24 protein-coding genes and 1 riboswitch are annotated in these 21960 nt (G+C 35.8%); of the genes, 7 read left to right on the forward strand and 17 right to left on the reverse strand.

Annotated features, from left to right (window positions below; genetic code table 11):
- The first annotated feature begins 92 nt into the window (after positions 1 to 92).
- The 3 genes from nhaA to ASG38_RS16770 are packed head-to-tail and all read left to right on the forward strand — an operon-like array spanning position 93 to position 3002.
- On the forward strand, positions 93 to 1442 hold the full coding sequence (gene nhaA / locus ASG38_RS16760; protein ID WP_056073703.1) for a Na+/H+ antiporter NhaA: 1350 nt from the start codon (positions 93 to 95) through the stop codon (positions 1440 to 1442).
- Positions 1443 to 1457: 15 nt separating this feature from the next.
- Entirely contained in the window at positions 1458 to 1748 is a 291-nt protein-coding gene (locus ASG38_RS16765; protein WP_056073705.1) for a DUF3817 domain-containing protein, read from the forward strand.
- 3 nt (positions 1749 to 1751) lie between these two features.
- Entirely contained in the window at positions 1752 to 3002 is a 1251-nt protein-coding gene (locus ASG38_RS16770) for a mechanosensitive ion channel family protein (RefSeq protein ID WP_056073707.1), read from the forward strand.
- A 3-nt stretch (positions 3003 to 3005) separates the two neighbouring features.
- On the opposite strand, the gene ASG38_RS16775 is transcribed toward ASG38_RS16770, so the two are convergent.
- Positions 3006 to 3395: an acyl-CoA thioesterase gene (locus ASG38_RS16775; RefSeq protein ID WP_056073709.1), complete on the reverse strand. Its 390-nt coding sequence runs from the start codon at positions 3393 to 3395 to the stop codon at positions 3006 to 3008.
- 390 nt (positions 3396 to 3785) lie between these two features.
- Here ASG38_RS16775 and ASG38_RS16780 point away from each other — a divergent pair, with 390 nt between their 5' ends.
- Both ASG38_RS16780 and ASG38_RS16785 read left to right on the forward strand, forming a co-directional pair.
- On the forward strand, positions 3786 to 5051 hold the full coding sequence (locus ASG38_RS16780; RefSeq protein ID WP_056073710.1) for an OmpA family protein: 1266 nt from the start codon (positions 3786 to 3788) through the stop codon (positions 5049 to 5051).
- Between the two features lie 69 nt (positions 5052 to 5120).
- The gene (locus ASG38_RS16785; protein WP_056073712.1) at positions 5121 to 5522 is read left to right on the forward strand and encodes a hypothetical protein; all 402 of its coding nucleotides are present in this window, start codon (positions 5121 to 5123) and stop codon (positions 5520 to 5522) included.
- A 33-nt stretch (positions 5523 to 5555) separates the two neighbouring features.
- Here the strand turns inward: ASG38_RS16785 and ASG38_RS16790 are convergent, their stop codons facing one another.
- From ASG38_RS16790 to ASG38_RS16870, 16 genes are all read right to left on the reverse strand, one after another.
- The gene (locus ASG38_RS16790; protein ID WP_082482254.1) at positions 5556 to 6353 is read right to left on the reverse strand and encodes an META domain-containing protein; all 798 of its coding nucleotides are present in this window, start codon (positions 6351 to 6353) and stop codon (positions 5556 to 5558) included.
- A 5-nt stretch (positions 6354 to 6358) separates the two neighbouring features.
- Positions 6359 to 6781, reverse strand: a complete 423-nt coding sequence (locus ASG38_RS16800; protein ID WP_056073718.1) for an META domain-containing protein — start codon at positions 6779 to 6781, stop codon at positions 6359 to 6361.
- A 544-nt stretch (positions 6782 to 7325) separates the two neighbouring features.
- Positions 7326 to 9353 carry a hypothetical protein gene (locus ASG38_RS16805; protein ID WP_056073720.1) on the reverse strand — a complete coding sequence of 676 codons (2028 nt, stop codon included), beginning with the start codon at positions 9351 to 9353 and terminating at the stop codon, positions 7326 to 7328.
- A gap of 51 nt (positions 9354 to 9404) precedes the next feature.
- On the reverse strand, positions 9405 to 9584 hold the full coding sequence (locus ASG38_RS16810) for a hypothetical protein (protein WP_056073722.1): 180 nt from the start codon (positions 9582 to 9584) through the stop codon (positions 9405 to 9407).
- Between the two features lie 103 nt (positions 9585 to 9687).
- On the reverse strand, positions 9688 to 10434 hold the full coding sequence (fabG, locus tag ASG38_RS16815; protein WP_056073724.1) for a 3-oxoacyl-[acyl-carrier-protein] reductase: 747 nt from the start codon (positions 10432 to 10434) through the stop codon (positions 9688 to 9690).
- A gap of 74 nt (positions 10435 to 10508) precedes the next feature.
- On the reverse strand, positions 10509 to 11834 hold the full coding sequence (locus ASG38_RS16820; protein ID WP_082482255.1) for a Na+/H+ antiporter NhaC family protein: 1326 nt from the start codon (positions 11832 to 11834) through the stop codon (positions 10509 to 10511).
- A gap of 56 nt (positions 11835 to 11890) precedes the next feature.
- Positions 11891 to 11987, reverse strand: a riboswitch (SAM-I-IV-variant riboswitch).
- A 151-nt stretch (positions 11988 to 12138) separates the two neighbouring features.
- A complete protein-coding gene (locus tag ASG38_RS16825; RefSeq protein ID WP_056073728.1) occupies positions 12139 to 13014 on the reverse strand; it encodes a pirin family protein in 876 nt (291 codons plus the stop codon).
- 50 nt (positions 13015 to 13064) lie between these two features.
- Positions 13065 to 13550, reverse strand: a complete 486-nt coding sequence (locus ASG38_RS16830; RefSeq protein ID WP_056073730.1) for a DNA-deoxyinosine glycosylase — start codon at positions 13548 to 13550, stop codon at positions 13065 to 13067.
- 80 nt (positions 13551 to 13630) lie between these two features.
- Positions 13631 to 14503: a succinate--CoA ligase subunit alpha gene (sucD, locus tag ASG38_RS16835; RefSeq protein WP_056073732.1), complete on the reverse strand. Its 873-nt coding sequence runs from the start codon at positions 14501 to 14503 to the stop codon at positions 13631 to 13633.
- Between the two features lie 95 nt (positions 14504 to 14598).
- A complete protein-coding gene (locus ASG38_RS16840) occupies positions 14599 to 14961 on the reverse strand; it encodes a nuclear transport factor 2 family protein (RefSeq protein WP_056073734.1) in 363 nt (120 codons plus the stop codon).
- A gap of 2 nt (positions 14962 to 14963) precedes the next feature.
- Positions 14964 to 15893, reverse strand: a complete 930-nt coding sequence (locus ASG38_RS16845; RefSeq protein ID WP_056073735.1) for a UDP-3-O-(3-hydroxymyristoyl)glucosamine N-acyltransferase — start codon at positions 15891 to 15893, stop codon at positions 14964 to 14966.
- A gap of 82 nt (positions 15894 to 15975) precedes the next feature.
- The gene (gene efp, locus ASG38_RS16850; protein ID WP_056073737.1) at positions 15976 to 16542 is read right to left on the reverse strand and encodes an elongation factor P; all 567 of its coding nucleotides are present in this window, start codon (positions 16540 to 16542) and stop codon (positions 15976 to 15978) included.
- 36 nt (positions 16543 to 16578) lie between these two features.
- Positions 16579 to 17364 carry an acyl-ACP--UDP-N-acetylglucosamine O-acyltransferase gene (gene lpxA / locus ASG38_RS16855; protein WP_056073739.1) on the reverse strand — a complete coding sequence of 262 codons (786 nt, stop codon included), beginning with the start codon at positions 17362 to 17364 and terminating at the stop codon, positions 16579 to 16581.
- 13 nt (positions 17365 to 17377) lie between these two features.
- The gene (locus tag ASG38_RS16860; RefSeq protein WP_056073741.1) at positions 17378 to 18766 is read right to left on the reverse strand and encodes a bifunctional UDP-3-O-[3-hydroxymyristoyl] N-acetylglucosamine deacetylase/3-hydroxyacyl-ACP dehydratase; all 1389 of its coding nucleotides are present in this window, start codon (positions 18764 to 18766) and stop codon (positions 17378 to 17380) included.
- Positions 18759 to 19802: a UDP-3-O-(3-hydroxymyristoyl)glucosamine N-acyltransferase gene (gene lpxD / locus ASG38_RS16865; RefSeq protein WP_056073743.1), complete on the reverse strand. Its 1044-nt coding sequence runs from the start codon at positions 19800 to 19802 to the stop codon at positions 18759 to 18761. The genes ASG38_RS16860 and lpxD overlap by 8 nt, the downstream gene beginning before the upstream one ends.
- Positions 19803 to 19832: 30 nt before the next feature.
- On the reverse strand, positions 19833 to 21071 hold the full coding sequence (locus ASG38_RS16870) for an HD domain-containing protein (protein ID WP_056073746.1): 1239 nt from the start codon (positions 21069 to 21071) through the stop codon (positions 19833 to 19835).
- A 171-nt stretch (positions 21072 to 21242) separates the two neighbouring features.
- Here ASG38_RS16870 and ASG38_RS16875 point away from each other — a divergent pair, with 171 nt between their 5' ends.
- Both ASG38_RS16875 and ASG38_RS17800 read left to right on the forward strand, forming a co-directional pair.
- Positions 21243 to 21566 carry a hypothetical protein gene (locus tag ASG38_RS16875; RefSeq protein WP_056073747.1) on the forward strand — a complete coding sequence of 108 codons (324 nt, stop codon included), beginning with the start codon at positions 21243 to 21245 and terminating at the stop codon, positions 21564 to 21566.
- Between the two features lie 163 nt (positions 21567 to 21729).
- Positions 21730 to 21876, forward strand: a complete 147-nt coding sequence (locus tag ASG38_RS17800) for a hypothetical protein (RefSeq protein WP_157486209.1) — start codon at positions 21730 to 21732, stop codon at positions 21874 to 21876.
- Positions 21877 to 21960 lie beyond the last annotated feature (84 nt).

A 21960-nucleotide genomic window follows, 5' to 3' on the forward strand; every position in this document is an offset into this window, starting at 1 on the left:
TGTTACTTTGCCAAATTTAGAAAGATAGCATAACTCTTGCTTTTAATCCTCATTCGGAATGCTTAAATTTGACAAATCTCTAAAAAAATTCCATGGAAGACCCGATAAAAGCAACTCCCGCAGAAAAATGGATTATTAACCCCCTTAACAACTTTATCAGTAAGTCTACTACAGGTGGTATTCTTCTTTTTATTGCTGCCGTAGTAGCTATTTTCTTGGCTAATTCGAGTTGGAAAGATTGGTACCATCACATTTGGGAACACAAAATAGGTTTTACAATTAATGATGAACTATATCTTAATTATACTATTCATCACTGGGTAAATGACGGACTGATGGCCGTTTTCTTTTTTGTGGTGGGGCTGGAACTTAAAAGGGAAATGATTGGAGGGGAATTGTCACAGCCTAAAAAAGCATTATTGCCAATTGTGGCCGCCATTGGAGGAATGGTTTTTCCTGCTCTGATTTATACCGCATTTAATTTTGGAGCCGATTCTTCTCATGGATGGGGAATTCCAATGGCTACTGATATAGCCTTTGCTTTGGGCGTTCTGTATCTTTTAGGTGATAAGATACCGGCAACATTAAAAATTTTCCTTACCGCCCTGGCCATTGTTGATGATTTAGGTGCTGTTTTGGTCATTGCATTTTTTTATACGGCTTCTATTAACAGCCTTGCTTTAGGCATTGGACTTGGCTTTTTTGTTTTTCTGCTGATCTGCAATAAATTCGGAATCCGAAATATTTTATTTTATGCTTTGGTTGGTATTGCCGGTGTTTGGCTTCCCTTTTTGCTTTCCGGTGTCCATGCAACTATCGCGGCTGTTTTGGTAGCTTTTACGATTCCGGCCGGATCCAGAATAGACGAAACACTATTCATTTCAAAAATCAGAACCCGATTGAATCAGTTCAAAGAGCTTGATCCGACTGATGCTCCTACTCTTTCTGAAGACCAGCTTCATGTTTTGCAAAATATACGTAAATTATCAAAAGACGCCATGTCACCACTTCACAGACTGGAACATGGTTTACATTCTTTAGTCAGTTTTATTATCATGCCTGTTTTTGCATTGGCCAATGCCGGAGTTACATTTTCGAGCGGTATTATTGAAAATGCAGCAAGTTCTGTTACTTTAGGTGTTGTTTTTGGCTTATTGGCAGGCAAGGTAATTGGTGTCTATGGAGTATCATCGTTAATGATACGTTTCAAATGGGCAAGCTTACCCGAAGGATTGACAAACAAAAGTCTTTTTGGCGTAGGATTTCTGGCTTCAATAGGATTTACAATGTCTCTTTTTGTTACCAATCTTGCTTTTGAGAACCCTGAATACGAACTGCAGGCAAAATTAGGTATTTTTGCTGCATCATTGATTGGTGGAGTAATTGGTTATTTCCTGCTCTCTAAAAATAATAATCCCGAAAATTCAATTATTAATTTATAATACTTCTTTTTTACAATGCTTAAACTTTTTAAAATCGTCGCTTTACTGGAGGGTATCTCTTACCTTTTATTATTTGGAAATATGTTAATCCTTAAAGGAAGCAACCCTGAATTATATAAAACATTTCTATTTCCTATTGGAATGACACACGGGCTTTTATTTATAGCGTACATTATTCTGGCTATCATGTTAAAAATTGAACTTAACTGGAGCGCTAAAAAATTCGCATTGATTGTTCTAGGCTCCATAATTCCTTTAGGTGCTTTTTACGTTGAAAAGAAATACCTGAATGCAGAAGCAAACTAAAATATGATCGAGAAAATATTTAATTGGACATATAATCTATTTAAAGAATGGGGCTATAGCGACACGGTATCGTCCTATGCCAATGTTTTCGTTAACTTTATCCTGCTTGGGATAGCTGTCTTTGTAATTCATTATGTATTCAAAAAAATATTAATCGAAGTCTTTAGTACTATTGCACAAAGAACGGAAACTCAGTTTGATGATTTACTGGTTGCCAATAAAACCACTAAATATATTGCTTATCTGATTCCGCTTCTTTTTGTAAACATAACCGTTCCAATCATTCTGAAGGATTTTGCCTATTGGGAAGGATTCTTCAGAAAAGGATTGGAAATCTATATCGTTTTTCTGGTTCTTTGGATTATCAGAAGTATTTTAAATGCCATAAAAGATTACCTCAAGCGGCTGCCGGATTTTAATGACAAGCCTATAGACAGCTATATTCAAGTATTTATGATTGTACTCTGGATTTTTGGGGTTACAAGCATTGTACTGATTCTTTTTGAAACTTCTTTTACTACGCTTTTTGCCACTTTTGGAGCAATTTCGGCTATTGTAATCTTGATTTTTAAAGATACTATTTTAGGATTTGTAGCCAGTATTCAGGTCTCCGTAAATGACCTGGTTCGAATTGGCGATTGGGTAACTTTTGAAAAATATGGTGCTGATGGCGATGTGGTAGAAATTAATCTTGCAACTGTAAAAGTTCGCAATTTTGACAATACCACCACAACAATTCCTACCTATAGCCTGATTTCTGATTCTTTCAAAAACTGGCGCGGTATGCAGAATTCCGGTGGAAGAAGAATCAAAAGATATGTTCTGATTAAAGCAAACAGCGTGCGGTTCCTGCATACTGATGAATTGGAAGGTCTGAAAAAAATACAGCTTGTGAGTTCTTACATTGAGCACCGCCAACAGGATATTGATAAATACAATACCAATAATAATATTGACAAAAGCCTGACCATTAATGGTAGGAACATGACAAATCTGGGATTGTTTAGAAAGTATATCAATCAGTATCTGGCAAATCACCCCGGAATAAATAAAGACATGACCATGATGTGTCGTCACTTACAACCAACAGAAAAAGGTATTCCAATCGAAGTTTACGCATTTTCGAATGACAAGCGCTGGATTAACTATGAGTATATTATGGCCGATATTTTCGACCATATCATTGCTGCCGTGCCTTATTTTGATTTGGAAATCTATGAGTTACCTTCTGAAAAAGGAGTTCATACCGAATAAAGCCTATTTTTTGATTCTGTCACGGACAAATTCGATTGCTGTCTTGCCATGAATCGAAGGACGCCCAAAGCTGTCCAGATTTACCATTGTTATTGAGTTGACCGTAATAATGGTTTCCTTTGTCATAATATTTCTCACCTCACATTTTAAAGTGAGTGATGTCTTTCCGAATTTTACGACATCAATTCCAATTTCAACAATATCTCCTTGTTTGGCAGAGCTGATAAAATTAATCTCAGACATGTGTTTGGTTACCACACGTTCGTTTTCTAATTGGATTATAGCATATAATGCTGCTTCTTCATCGATCCATGATAAAAGTTTTCCTCCGAATAGTGTCTGATTTGGGTTTAAATCTTCCGGTTTTACCCATTTTCTTGTATGAAATCTCATAATCTTAATTTGACGAGACAAAATTAATGATTTCTCGCCTATTAAAATTGAATACAAGCGGGATAAAAACATGAAAAAACTCTTAAAAACTTGCCAAAATTTACTAAAAGGACATTGAAGTGATTCCTTCCTGTTTTAAAAAAGAAGGTATGATTAAGTACTACATTCTGATACTCGTAACCAGCATTAAATGAACAGTATACTATTAAAATATTACTGCCAACACCTTTATTTACTGGTCATAAAAAAAAGTTATAGAATTATTAAAAAAAACATAAACATGGGAATTATATAACAAAAAGCAAGAAATGTTAAAATTCTATGGTCTATCTTTGCCTTATAAATGTTGCTCAAAAAAGAGAAAAATTAAATTAAAATCCATTAAGAACTATGAAAAAGAATTTACCATTATTATCGTTTTTATTGCTGGCTTTCGCTTCTGCAAACGCACAAGATTCTGCTGCAACCGTAGAAAAGGCTTCATCAGATGGCTACAACAAATGGTCGATTGAAGTAAACGGAGGGGTAAATAAGCCAACCAGAGCAATGACTGATGGTTATTATACTTCAACATTAAATCTGTTCCATGCAGATTTGGGTGTCCGATACATGTTCAATCCAAAATTTGGTTTGAAACTTGATTTCGGTTATGACAAATTTCAGGAACATGATGACAGCAATCCATTTGAAAGTACTTATTTAAGAACAAGCCTTCAAGGAGTTGTTAACCTGGGAAGAGTATTGAATTTTGAAGATTGGACTGATACATTTGGTTTGTTAGTTCACGGTGGTTTTGGGGTTTCTCAGTTATCTGCCAAAGATGGTTTTGACGGAGAAGATTACATGGGTAATGGAATCCTGGGAATTACCGGTCAGGTAAAATTAAGCAACAGTGTTGTATTGACCGGAGATCTTACAGGAATTGTTCATGGAAAGCAAAATTATAATTTTGACGGTCAAGGACCTACAACTACAGGAACATTTGATGGTACATTATTGAATGCATCTGTAGGTTTGACATTCTATCTGGGTAAAAATGAAAAACACGCAGATTGGTATTCTGAGACTAAGCTAGACGAGCTTAAAGCTTTAGAAGAAAGAGTTGGAATGATTGAAACAGGTTTGGCTGATTCTGACAAGGATGGTGTGCCGGATATGTATGATTTAGAGCCAAACTCTATTGCCGGAGTTGCTGTAAACACAAAAGGTCAGTCTATTGACAGAAACCAAAATGGTGTGCCTGATGAATTGGAAAGCTATCTTGATAAAACGTACGGACAAAATGGTAAAGGTTCTGCTTCCAACAGTACAATTGAAGAGCTGATCAATGGTGGTTATGTCAATGTATATTTTGACTTTAATTCTGCCAAACCAACAACAACTTCCCTGTCTGGTGTTGATTTCTTAGTGAAATATTTGAAAGCAAACCCATCAGCTAATGCAGAAATCATTGGTTATGCAGATGAAATAGGAAATTCAGATTACAATAAAGATTTGTCACAAAGAAGAGCAAATTCTGTAAGAGATATTGTTGTTAATTCAGGAATCAATGCTTCAAGATTAACGGTTATTGGAAATGGTGAAGATGCTTCTGTAAATAAAAATTCTAAAGAAGCCCGCCAAATCGTAAGAAGAGTTACTTTCAGAGTTAAATAATTTCTTCATAAATATTTCAAAACCGCTGTAGTAATACGGCGGTTTTTTTTTATCTTTAAAAGAAAAACCATGGAAAACAGAGACGCTTTCATTTCTGAATTCAGAGGTGAAACTTTAGGAACAGTTACAAGCGAGTCTTCATCTGATGAAATTTTTCAAAACCAGGTCTTACGCCCGATATTAAAACTTCAGAACGATCTTTTTATTGATGTTTTTAGAAATTACATTTCAAAATATAAAAATGATTTCTATAGCTATCCCGTCGAAAAGAAACTGGCGTATATAGAAAACTCTATTCAAAAGGATATTAAGTTCCGGAATTCTCTTAAAGGAATTGTGATTGGTTTGTTTACAATTCATGAATATGATGTATACATAAAAAACTCGTCCTCACTCAATAAGAGAATGATGAATATGCTGATTGAAAGACTAAAAAACCAGATACAGCTTTTTGAACTGCAAGAAGAATAAACAAAAAAGAGGCAAAATTGCCTCTTTTTTGTTTTAATTCGCTTTTCTAAGAACTGCTTTGGTTCCGTCAGGATTAAGAAGATAAAGCTTGTCTTTTTTTATCTGATAAGTTGTTGTGCTTTGTAAGGCTTTTACAAATAATTTCTCCTTATCATAATTAGGGCACATCATTTCTGTTGTAAAAACATCCGTAAATCGCAATATTTCTGTTTCATAGAACAGCCTGCCTCCCATTCCATTACAACCTGCAAAACCTGTAAATTTGGATTCTTTGGCATTAATCTCTATGCCCGGCAATTTTTTTTCAAAGTCATCGGGATTAATTTTTTTGCCTTCTAATTCTTCCAAAATCCAATTTCCTTCCAATTGCTTATCTACAATATAATTTCCGCAACCTTCAAGATTTTTAAAATCTTTATCTTTTCCTCTTTTTAATGAAGCTTTCACATGATAATTGTATTCATTATCAGACATGCCGTCGGAACATTTGCCTTGCTGTATCGTAAATTTTAAATGAATGCTATCTGATTTTGCTTCATACGAAATGACATTGGCATCCATAGCCCTATTCGGCTTTCCGTATGATAATGTAAAATTATTTTCCGTTTCGGGTGATGTAAACCGGACCGAATCCTTCATGATTTCAATTCCCCAAAACGGCTCTGTTCCTGAGGCTTTGAAAAAAACGTCATTTGTTTGTTTAATGGCTATACTATCCTTTGATACAGAAAGAGAATCAGTCCCACTAACTTCTTTTTCTGCTGACTTGGGTTTGCAATTAATAAATAGAAAGCTTAAGGCGGCCAATGCGATTATTGATTGTTTTTTCATGAGATTTATTTTTTAATGAAAGACAGTACTTTAGTACCATTCCCATCATATAATTTCAATTTGTTTCCCTGTAATTTGAATTTTTGTACGGAATTGAACAAGGTCATAAATTTTCCTTCTCCGGTTCCCTGACAAGCCATTTTTGTCTGTGCGATTGGACCGAAACTAATATTGTCTTCATTAATAGTATAACTTCCCGACATTGAATTGCATCCTGAATTTCCAGAAATACGGTTTTCTGTTTTGTCGAAATTCAGTACTGGAATTTTAGCAAATTCTCCTTTGTCAATGGGATCTCCAAAAGTTTGTTCTAATTCCCAGCTTCCTGTTGAAAGTTCAGCAATGGCTTCTGCTCCTTTTTTGCAGCTACAAGATTGTAATCCGACTAAGACTATGGCACAGATTACAGATAAAAATTTAGCTTTCATATTTTTTTGATATTATGATTGAAACATAAATATACGCTTTTCATGGCAGAGTATAAAATCAGAAAAGATATTAGAGTTCAAAAAAACTTAGAAAATCTATATTTAGATACAAAGATTGGATTTAGGCTGACCCAACTTTAGATTTGGACAAGTTTGGCCACAGATTAAAATAATTACACAGATTTAAGAACCCTCTATAAAATACTTTCTCTTCTACCATGAATACACAACCTTAGCACCTCAGAACCTTAGAAACTTAGCACTTTGAAAATTTTAAATTTGAACGCGGATTGGCCACGGATTAAAACAATTTACGCAGATTTTTAAAGAAGTTTTAAATACTTTCTCTTCTACCATGGATACACAACCTTTGCAACTCAGAACCTTAGTATCTTTGCACTTTGAAAATTTTAAATTTGAACGCAGATTGGCCACGGATTAAAACAATTTACGCAGATTTTTAAAGTAGTTTTATTAAAACACTTTCTCTTCTACCATTGAATACACAACCTTAGCACCTCAGAACCTTAGCTACTTAGCACCTTTACAAAAGCCCATTATATTTCCTTATAAACCATTCTGCGGCAAGGGAAACTACAATCAGTATTAGTAGCCATATCCAGTCTACCAACGGTGTTTTTTTTATAATTTCTTTTTGTGTGGCTTTGTATTCGTCATTTTGCAATAGCGATTTAATAAGCTCTTCCACCTGATTAGGATGGAAAACCTTTCCCTGGGTTTGGGAAGCCAATTGTGTCAGTTTATTCAAATCAGGATTGACAAACTGCCTTTCAATATCAAAATCCAAAACTTCAAAAAAGCCGTTGTAGGTGTTTTTTGATTTTGCCTCCACTACCTTGAAGCTATATTCACCGGCAGAAAGTCCGTCAAGATTGACCTTATAGGAATTATTGCCTTTTAAAAGGTCATAGTTTTTGGTTTGTTTTGTCTTTTTATTGGTGATGGAAATTGTGAGTCTGGCATTTTCATCAAATTCGTAATTCTTATTAAAATACTGTGCGGTAATTTCAATAGCCTCACCAGAGTTATAGAAGTTTTCATGATTAACCACAAGTGATTTCCTTGCATTATTCGATGCTAAAAATTGTATGGTCTTATCAATAAAAACATCAAATTTATCATAGGATTGGTTCTCTATATGGTTTTGCAATCTCCATTTCCAGATATTTTCCCCTAAAAGAAAAGCATTTCTTTTTCCCTGGTTTTCGGAATATGCCAATAGAGGGGCTCCGGTATTGACATTTCTGATACGGGATGAAACCAAAACTTCTATGTTTTCCTTTGGAGTAACGGTTCCAAAAGCATTTTGCAATGGTGGTAGATTTTCAAAACCGATATTATCAATAGCAAACAGATTGAACTGAGCATTAAAATCGGACAGGTAATCTTCTTTTTGCCCACTCATTCTGAATTGCAATGTGTTTTGTTGCTGGTTCAGAAAATTAAAATCTGTATTGGTTCCAGTAATAATCCAGGTATTCAACCCAGCTAGTTTATTGGCTTCAAAAACAGATTTAAATTCTGAATTAGGCTGATATAAAATCAAGACATTATAATCTTGTAATGAATTGATTTTATTTGGATTGACTATCGTTACTTTACGTTGTAGATTAGTTTCTATTGAACGTTTTAAAGCCCCAATATCAGGATGATTTATTGCAGTAATTAGGGCAACTTCAGACTTTTGGTCAATGACTTCAACAGCAAAATTCTTGTGATTATTATAGGTATTTTTTTCAGCCTCTTTAGAAGTTATCGATGCCTTAAAAACCTTAACGCCTATTTTATCTGCCGGTAATAAAACGTTTAGTACGGCTGTTTTCTTTGAAGGCGTAAAAGAAACGCTTTGTTTTGTCAAAACAGCTCCTCCTTGTGAAATACTAAAATCGGCGGCAATACTTTTGTTTCCGGAATATTGAAGAAATACTTCTACTGGAAATTTGTTCTTATGAAATGCATATTTATTGACATTGAGCTGGCTGATTTTCAAATCCAGAAAAGTAGTCGTATCTCCCAGAATTACAGGAAATACTCTGTTATTTGGATTAAAGCTATAAACATAATCATTCCCTGAAGTCTGGTTTCCATCAGTTAGGATGACTGTCGGGAAAGCCGTGTTTTTATTAATGCTTTTCAGGTTCTTGGCAACTTCATCCAGATTGGTCTGCGTTCCCTTAAAATTAAAACTATCAGATAGTTCAAATTCATTAGAAAACTGATACGACTGAATATCAAATTTTTCCTGTAGTCTTGAATCAGAAACCAGTTTTTTATGGATCTCCAAAGCCGTTTCGTTTGCTTTTAATTCTGTTATAGAACTGGAATTATCAACAACAACAGGTAATGGCGTTTTTACTATTTCAAGAGTACTGGTTGTAATTTTGGGATTGATTAGCAAGAGTAAGATGCCAAAAATAGAAAAGAAACGTAAAAAGGCTAAAAGCAGTTGGGTTTTCGACTTATTTTTAGACCTGAAAAAGTATTGGAAAAAAGACAAACCTCCTGCTATTAGTATTGAAAGTAAGAGTAATAATATGGTGTTTGTCGTCATTTTTTATATTAATTTAATATCTGAAGGATTTTGGATTCATATCAAGAAAAATCATTTCTTCTTGTTTTTTCTCACTATAAAAATCAGTATTGCCAAAGCAACCAACAGCAAACCATAATAAACCATTATTTGCCCTGTTATAAAGCCTATTTCAAGACGTGCTACAATGAATATCACTCCAAGAACTACTATAATAGCACCAATTATCCCTATACCAAAACTATCTTTCATTTAAACTTCATATAAAATCTAAGGTGTAAAATCAAAAGATTAGGACTTTACACCTTAGAAGAAAGTATTGATTTAATTTGTCTTTTGCTTATAAAAGCTTTTATTAAGTCAGCATTCCACCATCAACGTTCATAACCTGTCCTGTAATATAGCCACTCATATCAGAAGCTAAGAAAAGACAAGCATTTGCTACATCTTCAGGTGTTCCGCCACGTTTTAACGGAATAGCATCTCTCCAACCCTGAACAACATCTTCGTTTAGTTTTCCTGTCATTTCAGTTTCAATAAAACCTGGAGCAATTGCATTACAACGGATATTTCTTGAACCAAGCTCTAAAGCAACTGATTTTGTAAATCCGATAACTCCGGCTTTTGAAGCCGCATAGTTGGTTTGTCCGGCATTACCCTTCACTCCTACTACTGAACTCATATTTATAATAGAACCTGCACGGTTTTTAAGCATAATTTTCTGAACAGCTTTTGTCATATTGAAAACAGACTTCAGATTCACTTCAATTACTTTATCGAAATCTTCTTCTGAAATACGCATCAGCAGGTTGTCTTTTGTGATTCCTGCATTGTTAATCAAAATATCAATAGTTCCAAAAGTTGCGATTACATCATCTACTAGTTTTTGTGCTTCATTAAAATCAGCAGCATTAGACTGATATCCTTTAGCTTTTACGCCAAGCGCTATCAATTCATCTTCCAAAACTTTAGCCGCTTCAGCAGATGAACTATAAGTGAATGCCACATTTGCACCGTGTTTTGCAAAAACTTCTGCAATTCCTCTACCAATTCCTCGGCTGGCACCTGTAATGATCGCTGTTTTTCCTTCTAGTAATTTCATTATAAAATATATTTAGTTTGTCTTTGTTGAGTGACAAATATAAGAATTCAATCGCAATACTGTAAGACAAGCCTTTAAACTTTCAGGAATTTATCTATCCTTTTGTTCCATGTTTTGCTATAAATCGCAATTAGCGTAAAAATCAGCAATATATAAACATACCATGCATTTGAAATCAGGTCAATCACATCCAATCGTCCCTTGGCAAAATTTAAAATCAGCAGTACTTGTGCCCCATACGGAAGAATTCCTTGCACTATACAGCAAAAAATATCGAGAATCGCTGCTGTTTTTTTAGGACTCAGTTCATATTCATCACTAATCTCTTTGGCAATGGCTCCGGTAATTACAATAGAAACAGTATTATTGGCAATAGCCAGGTTGGTAACACTAACCAAAGTACCTATTCCCATTTGCGCTGATTTTTTGCTCTTAATTTTTGACTTTATCTTTTGCAGAACATAATCTATACCTCCCGCTTTTTCAACTAAAGCGGCCAGTCCACCCGTTAGCATTGATAATAGAAATATATCGGTCATACTTAAAAAGCCTTCATAGTTTTTCTGTAAAAAACTCAGTACAGTGAAATCATTTTGAAAAAAACCGATAATTCCCGCGACCAATATCCCAATCAATAAGGTTATAAAAACATTTAAGCCTGAAACCGCCAAACCAATTACAAGAATATAAGGTACTATTGTAATCAGTTCGTAGCTCTCTTTTTCAATAGTTACCGGACTTATTTCTGAATTAATCCCCAGATAGAACAGTAACAGTATCGTAATAATAGATGCCGGTAGCGCTATAAAGAGATTGACTTTAAATTTATCACGCATTTCACATCCAAGTGATTGTGTGGCAGCAATTGTCGTGTCTGATATGATAGACAGGTTGTCACCCAACATGGAGCCGCCCAGTAACGAACCGGCAATTAAAGGCATGGAAGCACCGCTTTTGTCTGCCAGGCTGATGGCGATTGGTCCTAAGGCTACTATCGAGCCGACGGAAGTTCCTGTTGCAGTTGATAAAAATGAGGCTATTAAAAAAATGCCTAATGGGAAATACTCCGTGTCTATTGTACTGATTCCTAAATTTACAACTGCGTCTACAGCTCCCATTGCCTGGGTAACGACAGCAAAAGCTCCGGACAGCAGATAAATAAGGCACATTGTGATGATTTGATTATTTCCACAGCCTTTTATCAGCGTGTCAACTTTTGCCTCAATAGATTCTCTAAAAAGTAAAAAGGCTGTAATTATCCCAAAAGTTACTGCTATTGGAGACGGCAAAGCATAAAAGTCATTGAGTAGGATTCCGGCACCAAGGAATGTAAAAATAAAAACGAAAAAGGGCAATAAGGCTACAATAGAACCTTTAGTTTTAATAAGATGTTTCATCATCGATTGCTTAAAAATTAATAAAGCTCACGACGAAAAGCAAACCGAAAAAAGTGTGGAATGGCAACATTTTTTCCAAAGGATTTGGCTTATCGTTTTAGCACCTTGCTTGTTGTTGCAGGTTGCTATCTCTTTATGAGATTCGTGATAACGGATGCAAATATAGGTCTATTTTTAAATTATATTTACCTTAAGTGTGTTTTTTACAAATATTTAATAATCTTCCGCGCAATTAAATTATCTGCAAAAACAAAGCCTCTCTGTTGAATTGTTAACAGAGAGGCTTTTTGGTTTGTTTTTATTTGAATTAAACTTCCGGCATGACGACATAGCTATTATCGTCTTTTACCTTCGGAAATTCTTTTTTTCTCCAACGTTCTTTCGCCGCTTCAATTTTTTCATTGCTGGAAGACACAAAATTCCAATAGATAAATCGCTCTTCAGGAAGCGGTTGACCACCAAAAAGAATAATATGGGTATCTGGTTTGAGCGTCATGGAACAGGCATTGTCCAATTTTGACACCAACATATTTCCTTTCCCAACATGATTATCACAGGCCTGAACAGCGCCTTCAACGACACAGATTCCAATTTCCCCAAAAAGCTGTCCTTCTGTATGGAGAAGGTATTCATCCTGGGTTTTGATTTCGACCATAAACAGATCAGAATGTACCGGAACCGGTGATTCTTTACCGTATCCTTTTCCTGCCACTAATGTAAATTCTGCCGTTTCGTCTTTCCATCTTGGCAGATCGTTCCTGTCAAAATGATGAAATTCCGGCTCCATATCTTCTTTGTCTTTTGGCAGTGCTACCCATATTTGGTAACCATGCATCATATACTCTTTTCCGTGTCTTAATTCTTCGGGAGTTCTTTCGGTATGGGTTACACCATTTCCGGCAATCATCCAGTTTACAGACCCCGGAGCTATTTTCTGTACAGTGCCAATACTATCCTTATGCATGACTTCGCCTTCGAGCAAGAAAGTCAATGTTGCCAATCCAATGTGCGGATGCTGGCCTACATCCATATAATGATCCGGTCCCATTTTTGTTGGTCCCATGTGGTCAATAAAGATAAATGGCCCTACCATTCTTTTTTTACGGAAAGGTAATAGTCTGCCTACCAAAAAGTCCCCGATATCACGCGGCCTTTCTTCTATGATTAAGTCGATGTTTGACATATTTTGTTTTGTTTATTAAGGATAATTCTAAGGAATCTAATTTACTAAAATTATTTCGGTGCTTCCAAAATAGCTTCCCATTCTTCCAGTTTTTGTAAAAAACTTTTAGAAGCATTGGCACCACTTGGTGATGGTAAAATGGAATACTGCAAATCTTTTTTCCGACCTACATATTTATCATAGAAATTGGATGCATTTTTACTCGAAAAAAAGACATGTTTAATATTGGGGTATTGCTTGTAAAAGCTTTCAAAATCATTGGCTTTTTCATTCTTTATATTGCTATCCAGACTTCCTGTTCTTTCACAATAGGCCAGAACATCCCAAAGTGCAATATTGTTCTCTTCTAATAACTGCTTCTTTTCTATATATTCTTTTGGTAAGGGCCGGTTAAATAGCGTGAAAAGCAGCTTCCAGAAACTGTTCCCTTTATTACCGTAATATTCCTGTAATTCCAGCGATTTTTCTCCGGGCATAGTTCCTAAAATAAGGATTTTGGAGTTTTGATTAACTAATGGCGGAAAGGCTTGTTTCATTCTTTAAAATTATAAAAAAATCGTCATTAAATAAAAAAGCCTCGCAATATGCAAGGCTTTTTATATCAATTGTATGGAGATTAACCCATAACTTCTTTTACTTTTTTACCGATTTCAGCAGGAGAATCAACAACGTGGATACCATTTTCTCTCATGATGCGTTTTTTAGCTTCAGCTGTATCGTCAGCTCCACCTACAATTGCACCAGCGTGACCCATTGTTCTTCCTTTTGGAGCAGTTTCACCAGCGATGAATCCGATAACCGGTTTTCTGTTCCCGTCAGCTTTAATCCATTTAGCAGCATCGGCTTCTAATTGCCCACCGATTTCACCAATCATGATGATACATTCTGTTTCAGGGTCGTTCATCAACAATTCAACAGCTTCTTTTGTAGTAGTCCCAATGATTGGGTCTCCTCCAATACCTATAGCCGTAGTGATTCCCATACCTTGTTTTACCACCTGATCTGCTGCTTCATAAGTAAGTGTTCCTGATTTGGAAACGATACCTACTTTTCCTTTTTTGAAAACGAAACCTGGCATGATACCAACTTTAGCTTCTTCCGGAGTAATTACACCCGGACAGTTTGGACCTACCAGACGACAATCTTTATTTTGAATATAAGCGTAAGCCTTAACCATATCAGCAACCGGAATTCCTTCAGTAATTGTGATAATGACTTTGATTCCTGCATCTGCAGCTTCCATAATTGCGTCAGCCGCAAAAGCTGGCGGTACGAAAATGATTGTAGTATCTGCTCCAGCCTGATCAACAGCATCTTTAACAGTGTTGAAAACCGGACGGTCTAAGTGAGTTGTTCCTCCTTTACCCGGAGTTACCCCACCTACAACATTTGTTCCGTATTCAATCATTTGAGAAGCGTGAAAAGTTCCTTCGCTTCCTGTAAAACCTTGAACAATTATTTTAGAATCTTTATTGACTAAAACGCTCATAATATATTTTTTAAATTTATTTTTTTGAATGGTGTTGCAAAAGTAAGGTTTTGATGCCTAATAGGAAAGTTTTTTATGCTTAAATATTTAAGAAATCAGGACAGTTGGCTCATTTGAAATCCCCTGTAAAGTTTGCCGTCTTTTATTTCCCAGATTACCATAAAATGGGCCAAAAGCATCTCTTCTCTTGGGTTTTCAAATGTTTTTACATAGTGTGAATATCTTACAGAAACCAAATTTTCTTCTTCCAGAATATGGCTGATGCGAATTTTTGATCGTGTATAGGCAACCTGAAGTTCAGCAGACAAGGCTAATATTTCAGTCCTGTTCATCTGCAAAAATCCTTTTGAACTATTCCAGTCTAAAACAACTTCAGGATGCAATGAAGATTCCATGATTTTTTGATCAAGAAGTGCATCTGATTTGTAAAAATTCTGTACGATTTCTTTTGGTGTCATTCTTATTTCAGTTTATTAAGGATTTCCGGAATTTTCTTTACGTTGGCATATTGTTTTAATTTTTCACGGGCTTCATCGGCCGGAGTGCCAAAATAGGTTTTATCGCCTTCGATTGATTTTGTAATACCGGATTGTGCCATAACAACAGCTCTTTCACCAATTGTGATACTGCTAATAACTCCTACTTGCCCCCAAATGGTTACTTCATCCATGATTTTTACGCAACCTGCTATTCCTGTCTGTGCAGCGATAAGGCATTTTTTCCCGATTACCGTATCATGTCCTACGTGAACCTGATTGTCCAGTTTCGTTCCTTCACCAATAGTGGTATCCCCGGTTACACCTCGATCGATAGTACACAAGGCGCCTATTCCCACATTGTCTTCAATAACAACTCTTCCTCCGGAAATAAGCTGGTCAAAACCTTCAGGGCGCTTTTTATAGTAAAAAGCATCTGCCCCTAAAATAGCTCCGGCATGAATTATTACGTTATCTCCAATAATCGTATGGTCATATATAGAGACATTCGAATGAATGATACAATTCTTTCCTATTCTGACATGATTACCAATAAAACAATTGGGCTGGATATAGGTTCCTTCACCAATTTCTGCGCTAAGCGAAATCGCAGTTTCAGTAGCCCTAAAAGGTCTGAAATGTCTTGTCAGTTTATTGAAATCCCGAAACGGATCGTCTGAAACAAGCAATGCTTTCCCTTCCGGACATTCTACTTCTTTATTAATCAGAATAATTGTAGCTGCTGATTGTAACGCTTTGTCATAATATTTTGGATGGTCGACAAAGACAATATCTCCTGGTTCTACGACATGAATTTCATTCATTCCATAAACCGGAAAATTTGGATCGCCAATATATTTGCTGTCAATAATGTCAGCAACTTCTTTTAAAGTATGTGTTTTAGGAAATTTCATATTGGTCGTATGATTTGAAATTGAGCTAATAAGAAAATGAGATAACCCAAAAGCTATCTCATTTTCAAATTTACTAATTTAATTATTCTTTTACACGCTCCATGTAAGCTCCTGTAGCGGTATCAATTTTGATTTTGTCACCTTCATTGATAAACAAAGGAACGTTTACAGTAGCTCCGGTTTCTACGGTTGCCGGCTTTGTTGCGTTTGTAGCCGTGTTACCTTTTACTCCAGGTTCTGCATAAGTAACTTCTAAAATTATAGAAGCCGGCATGTCTACAGAAAGAGGCAAATCCGTTTCTGTATTGATCTGGATCATTACATTTGTTCCCTCTTTTAGTAATTCCGGTGCATCAAGAACATCTTTGTTTAATGAAATTTGCTCAAAGGTTTCAGCATTCATGAAGTGATACTCATTTCCTTCAGCATATAAGAACTGGAATGTGTGTGTTTCAACACGGATTACATCAATTTTATGACCTGCAGAAAAAGTGTTATCCAAAACTTTTCCTGAAGTTAAGCTTTTTAGTTTAGTTCTAACGAAAGCCGGACCTTTTCCAGGTTTTACGTGAAGGAACTCTACAATTTTATAAATATCGTGGTTGAATTTGATACACAATCCGTTTCTAATGTCTGCAGTACTTGCCATTTGTTTGTTATTTCGTTTTTTATTTTGCTTTAATTATTAATAAATTCCTGTATATCCTTTCATTACTCCTCTTGATGAGTTTCTGATGAAAAGGATAATTTCGTCTCTTTCCGGAGTTGCTTCCATTTCGGCTTCAATTATACTTAAAGCCTGAGTCGTGTTGTAATTTTTCTGGTATAAGATTCGGTAGATTTCCTGAATTTCTCTGATTTTTTCAGTAGAAAAGCCTCTTCTCCTCAATCCCACAGAATTAATTCCTACATAAGAAAGTGGCTCTTTTGCCGCTTTTGTATAAGGAGGAACATCTTTTCTTACCAGAGACCCTCCGGAAATCATAGCATGATCTCCAATGCTGATGAACTGGTGAACGGCTGCCAAACCTCCTATGATGGCGTAGTTACCTACAGTTACGTGACCTGCTAAGGCAACACCATTAACTATAATTGCGTTGTCGCCTATATGACAGTCGTGGGCAATATGCGCAGTTGCCATAACCAGGCAATTCTTGCCTATAACGGTCTGTCCGGAAGCAATTGTACCTCTGTTGATGGTGACACATTCTCTGATTGTTGAATTATCTCCAATAATTGCCAAAGAATCTTCTCCTCCAAATTTAAGGTCTTGTGGTACCGCTGAAATTACAGCACCCGGAAAAATATTGCAGTTCTTCCCTATTCTTGCACCTTCCATAATTGTAACATTAGAACCTATCCAGGTTCCATCACCAATAACAACATTATTATGAATTGTTGTGAATGGCTCTATTACAACATTTTTAGCGATTTTTGCACCAGGATGAACGTATGCTAAAGGTTGATTCATAAATCTTTTTTGATTAGTTAGTTTTTGAAATTTGCGCCATCAGCTCCGCTTCTGCTACTAATCTTCCGTTAGCATAAGCACTGGCCTGCATCTGGCAAATTCCCCTTCTGATTGGAGACATCAAATCACATTTGAAAATCAGGCTGTCTCCCGGCAATACCTTTTGTTTGAATTTTACATTGTCGATTTTCATAAAATAAGTCAGGTAATTTTCTGGATCCGGTACAGAACTCAAAATAAGGATTCCTCCCGTCTGTGCCATGGCTTCTACAATGATAACGCCTGGCATTACCGGTGCTCCTGGAAAGTGGCCTACGAAGAAACTTTCATTCATAGTCACATTCTTTAATCCAACAACATGTGTATCTGACATTTCTATGATTCTGTCAATAAACAGGAATGGTGGTCTATGAGGCAAAATGCTCATAATTTTATGGATATCCATTAAAGGTTCCTGATTTAAATCATAAACAGGTACCTGATTTCTTTGTTCTATTTTGATGATTTTGGACATTTTTTTAGCGAATTGCGTATTTACAAAATGTCCGGGTTTATTTGCTATAACTTTTCCTTTAATCTTCATTCCGATTAAGGCCAGGTCTCCAACAACATCAAGTAATTTGTGGCGGGCTGCTTCATTTGGATAGTGTAAAGTCAGGTTGTCTAAAACTCCGTTTGGTTTTACAGAAATCTTATCTTTTCCAAAAGCTACCTTTAGGTTTTCCATAGTGCTATCAGAAATTTCCTTGTCAACATAAACAATAGCATTGTTTAGGTCGCCTCCTTTTATTAATCCGTTTTCCAGCAATGCTTCCAATTCGTGAAGGAAGCTGAAGGTTCTTGCATCTGCAATTTCTGTCTTGAAATCAGCAATGCTTTTCATGGTAGCGTTTTGAGTACCCAAAACTTTTGTACCAAAATCGACCATAGTGGTTACCTGATAATCGTCAGATGGCATTACCAAAATTTCGCTTCCGGTAGCCTCATCAGTATAAGAAATAACTTCTTTTACTACATATACTTTACGCTCGGCATCCTGTTCTTCGATTCCGGCTTTTTCAATCGCCTCAACAAAAAACTTTGAGGAGCCATCCATAATAGGCGGTTCCGAAGCATCCAATTCAATAATAACGTTATCGATATCGCAACCAATGAATGCTGCCAATACGTGTTCAGAAGTTTGAATTTTTACTCCTTTTTTCTCTAAGTTGGTGCCACGTTGTGTGTTTACTACATAATTGGCATCTGCTTCAATAATAGGCTGGCCTTCTAAATCTACCCTTACAAATGTAAAACCATTGTTTATAGGAGCAGGCTTGAAAGTCATTTTTACTTCTTTACCAGTATGCAATCCCACGCCTGTTAGTGAGATTTCATTCTTTATGGTCTTCTGTTTAACCATTGTTTATGCTATTTTCGTTTGTTACTTGTTTTTTTAAGGCTTCAATATCTGATACTATCTTTGGCAGGTTCTTGAAATGAACATACGATTTATTAAAATCAGAATAGCCTAATGCCGGACTACCCTGAACTGTTTCTCCGTCAGCAAGGTTTTTACCCACTCCGGACTGCGCCTGAATACGGACACCATTACCAATAGTAATATGACCTACTATGCCTACTTGTCCGCCAATAATGCAATTACTGCCTATTTTGGTAGAACCCGCAACACCCGTTTGTGAAGCTATAACCGTATTTTCTCCAATTACAACGTTGTGAGCAATCTGAATCTGGTTATCGAGCTTAACGCCTTTTTTGATTATAGTAGAACCTAATGTAGCCCTGTCAATGGTAGTGCATGAGCCAATATCTACATTATCTTCAATAATAACATTTCCAATTTGCGGTACCTTACTGTAAACACCTTCTTCATTTGGCACAAAACCAAAACCGTCAGAACCTATAATAGCTCCCGAATGGATGGTGCATCCTCTTCCAATTTCTGTTTCTGAATAGATACGCACACCTGCAAAAAGGATAGTATTATCACCAATAGTTACATTATCTCCTACAAAACTATTAGGATATATCTTAACGTTCTCTCCTATTTTGACATTTTTGCCAATATAGCAAAAACTTCCCAAATAGAGGTTATCACCATAGGTCACGTTTTCAGAAATTACAGAAGGCTGTTCTATGCCAGACTTCATCAGTTTAACCTGATTGTAATATTCTAATAATTTGGAAAAGGATTTATAGGCGTCTTCTACCTTAATAAGTGTGGTAGTAATTTCAGATTCCGGAGTAAATGTAGTATTTACAATCGTAATCGTTGCCTGAGTGGTATAAATATAATTAAGGTATTTAGGGTTTGCCAAAAATGTCAGGGATCCTTCGGAACCTTCTTCTATTTTTGACAATTTATAAACTTCCGCATGGGGATTCCCTACTACTTCACCGTCTAAAATACCTGCTATTTGTTCTGCTGTGAATTTCATCTTGACAAAAATATAAAAATTTGATTTTATTTATGAATTTTCCGCAAGTACTTTTGGGAAACAAATAAAATATTTGGTTACAGGCTTTGAAAGTGCCTTGAGATTGAGCTGATCCGAAGCTTCAACAACATCTTCAATTGTCCTATCCTTTTTTAATATTTTAATAGGTTCAACATCCTTATTATAGGCCTGGTTTTTAATTTTTCCTTTGAATATAAAATAGGAAGCTTCCTGTTGTGAAATCCTGTAAAAATTAGTCAACTTTGATTTTAGGTCTTCCACATCTTCAGGTGTATATTTTTCGCTACTGAGTTTAATTTTCAGCAAATCCCGATTCACAATCATTTTACTTAAATTACTCAATATAAAATCATTATGATTTTGCCATGCTTTTAAAGCCGCAATAATATCGGTGTCATCCAGTTGTGAAAATCTTTCAAGAACAGCATCGTCAAAATCATTTAATTCAACCTTATGCTGCATAAAATACAATAACGGTTCGCTACACGGCAATACGATTCCTTTTTGTGATAATTCCTTTGCTCTTTTGAGTACTCTAACCAGCATATTTTCTGCTACCAGGCTCGTTTTATGAAGATAAGCCTGCCAGTACATAAGCCTTCTTGCCATCAGGAATTTTTCGACAGAGTAGATTCCTTTTTCTTCAATGACCAAAACATCATCAACCACATTCATCATCTGAATTAATCGGTCCGAATTGATATTTCCTTCTGCAACACCCGAGTAAAAACTGTCTCTTCTAAGATAATCCATCCTGTCCATGTCCAGCTGACTCGAAATAAGCTGCAACATAAACTTTCTATGGTATTCGCCTTTAAAAACCTGTATTGCCAAAGTAAGCTTTCCTTCAAATTCTTCATTAAGCTTATTCATAAACAATAATGAAATAGCTTCATGGTTTACGTTTTCTACAATACTGTGTTCCATGGCGTGTGAAAACGGCCCATGTCCTATATCGTGTAATAAAATGGAAATGTATAATGCTTTTTCTTCTTCATTTGAAATAACAACCCCTTTGTAGCGAAGTACTTCTACAGCTTTCTGCATAATATGCATACAGCCTAAAGCATGATGGAATCGGGTATGGTGGGCTCCGGGATATACCAAATAAGACAATCCCATTTGTGAAATCCTACGAAGCCTCTGAAAATAAGGATGTTGGATTAAATCATATAAAAGCGTATCCGGAATCGTAATAAACCCATAAATAGGATCATTAAATATTTTCAGTTTGTTCGTATAGCTCACTGTTGTTAAATTGGAGTACAAATATAAGCAAGTTAGCCGTTTTTTAACTAAAAAGTATAATTAACACTATTTAATATATGCCGTTAAATTGCAGTTAATTAGGATTTCAAACTTCAGCAGGTAGTTTTTAAGCCGTAACTTTAAGTATCGAAAAAGCTAAAAAAAGAAATTATGAAAAAGATATTTATAGCCATTGCTTTTTTTGCCGGCATCGGTTTTGGTTCTGCCCAAATTGATAAAGACGACAACCCTCAGGCTGATATACAAGACAGAATACAGCAGGAGCCTTCCCGTCCTACTCAAACTCAAATGGAAAGGGCTGCCCGAATTGATGCTGATAAAAAGAAAGAGGAAGAAAAGCTTGAAACTGAAAAAAAGGCAGCAGACCAGCAACAATCAAAAAATAACACGAAAGTGAATCCCGACAAACTATCTCCTGTCACAAAAGATAGTAGCAAGGGTGTACAACCCGTGAAAAAACCAAGAAATAAGTAGATTCTATTTAGAGTATTGAAGAAAGGGTCTCCTAGTAGTGCGGGAGACCTTTTTATTTTCCGGTATATTTAATCAGTGGAATTGTATAACAAAAAAAAATAAAACATAAGAAGAAATCGCTTTTGTTTTAGAATATTTGAGATTGAACAAAAAACACAATCTTATGAAAACTAACACAAAATTCGTAACATCACTATTGCTTCTATTGGTAGCATTTATAGCAGGTTGCAGTAATTGCGACGATGGCACTTCAAGTGATAACAGCCAGGAAAAACAGGCTGTTAGAATAGACAGTACTTATACCAAATAACAAAAGGCTCGAAATGAGCCTTTTGTTTTGATATTCGCTAACTAAAATAAATTTGTCCGAAAAATTTCGAACTTGTCCATCAAT

Source organism: Flavobacterium sp. Leaf359 (assembly GCF_001423985.1).
GTDB lineage: Bacteria > Bacteroidota > Bacteroidia > Flavobacteriales > Flavobacteriaceae > Flavobacterium > Flavobacterium lindanitolerans.

What these genes read in the sequence shown, in the direction of transcription:
- nhaA (WP_056073703.1), top strand. Translation starts at nt 93, where the DNA reads ATGGAAGACCCGATAAAAGCAACTCCCGCAGAAAAATGGATTATTAAC.
- ASG38_RS16765 (WP_056073705.1), top strand. Translation starts at nt 1,458, where the DNA reads ATGCTTAAACTTTTTAAAATCGTCGCTTTACTGGAGGGTATCTCTTAC.
- ASG38_RS16770 (WP_056073707.1), top strand. Translation starts at nt 1,752, where the DNA reads ATGATCGAGAAAATATTTAATTGGACATATAATCTATTTAAAGAATGG.
- ASG38_RS16775 (WP_056073709.1), bottom strand. Translation starts at nt 3,395, where the DNA reads ATGAGATTTCATACAAGAAAATGGGTAAAACCGGAAGATTTAAACCCA.
- ASG38_RS16780 (WP_056073710.1), top strand. Translation starts at nt 3,786, where the DNA reads ATGAAAAAGAATTTACCATTATTATCGTTTTTATTGCTGGCTTTCGCT.
- ASG38_RS16785 (WP_056073712.1), top strand. Translation starts at nt 5,121, where the DNA reads ATGGAAAACAGAGACGCTTTCATTTCTGAATTCAGAGGTGAAACTTTA.
- ASG38_RS16790 (WP_082482254.1), bottom strand. Translation starts at nt 6,353, where the DNA reads ATGAAAAAACAATCAATAATCGCATTGGCCGCCTTAAGCTTTCTATTT.
- ASG38_RS16800 (WP_056073718.1), bottom strand. Translation starts at nt 6,781, where the DNA reads ATGAAAGCTAAATTTTTATCTGTAATCTGTGCCATAGTCTTAGTCGGA.
- ASG38_RS16805 (WP_056073720.1), bottom strand. Translation starts at nt 9,353, where the DNA reads ATGACGACAAACACCATATTATTACTCTTACTTTCAATACTAATAGCA.
- ASG38_RS16810 (WP_056073722.1), bottom strand. Translation starts at nt 9,584, where the DNA reads ATGAAAGATAGTTTTGGTATAGGGATAATTGGTGCTATTATAGTAGTT.
- fabG (WP_056073724.1), bottom strand. Translation starts at nt 10,434, where the DNA reads ATGAAATTACTAGAAGGAAAAACAGCGATCATTACAGGTGCCAGCCGA.
- ASG38_RS16820 (WP_082482255.1), bottom strand. Translation starts at nt 11,834, where the DNA reads ATGATGAAACATCTTATTAAAACTAAAGGTTCTATTGTAGCCTTATTG.
- ASG38_RS16825 (WP_056073728.1), bottom strand. Translation starts at nt 13,014, where the DNA reads ATGTCAAACATCGACTTAATCATAGAAGAAAGGCCGCGTGATATCGGG.
- ASG38_RS16830 (WP_056073730.1), bottom strand. Translation starts at nt 13,550, where the DNA reads ATGAAACAAGCCTTTCCGCCATTAGTTAATCAAAACTCCAAAATCCTT.
- sucD (WP_056073732.1), bottom strand. Translation starts at nt 14,503, where the DNA reads ATGAGCGTTTTAGTCAATAAAGATTCTAAAATAATTGTTCAAGGTTTT.
- ASG38_RS16840 (WP_056073734.1), bottom strand. Translation starts at nt 14,961, where the DNA reads ATGACACCAAAAGAAATCGTACAGAATTTTTACAAATCAGATGCACTT.
- ASG38_RS16845 (WP_056073735.1), bottom strand. Translation starts at nt 15,893, where the DNA reads ATGAAATTTCCTAAAACACATACTTTAAAAGAAGTTGCTGACATTATT.
- efp (WP_056073737.1), bottom strand. Translation starts at nt 16,542, where the DNA reads ATGGCAAGTACTGCAGACATTAGAAACGGATTGTGTATCAAATTCAAC.
- lpxA (WP_056073739.1), bottom strand. Translation starts at nt 17,364, where the DNA reads ATGAATCAACCTTTAGCATACGTTCATCCTGGTGCAAAAATCGCTAAA.
- ASG38_RS16860 (WP_056073741.1), bottom strand. Translation starts at nt 18,766, where the DNA reads ATGGTTAAACAGAAGACCATAAAGAATGAAATCTCACTAACAGGCGTG.
- lpxD (WP_056073743.1), bottom strand. Translation starts at nt 19,802, where the DNA reads ATGAAATTCACAGCAGAACAAATAGCAGGTATTTTAGACGGTGAAGTA.
- ASG38_RS16875 (WP_056073747.1), top strand. Translation starts at nt 21,243, where the DNA reads ATGAAAAAGATATTTATAGCCATTGCTTTTTTTGCCGGCATCGGTTTT.
- ASG38_RS17800 (WP_157486209.1), top strand. Translation starts at nt 21,730, where the DNA reads ATGAAAACTAACACAAAATTCGTAACATCACTATTGCTTCTATTGGTA.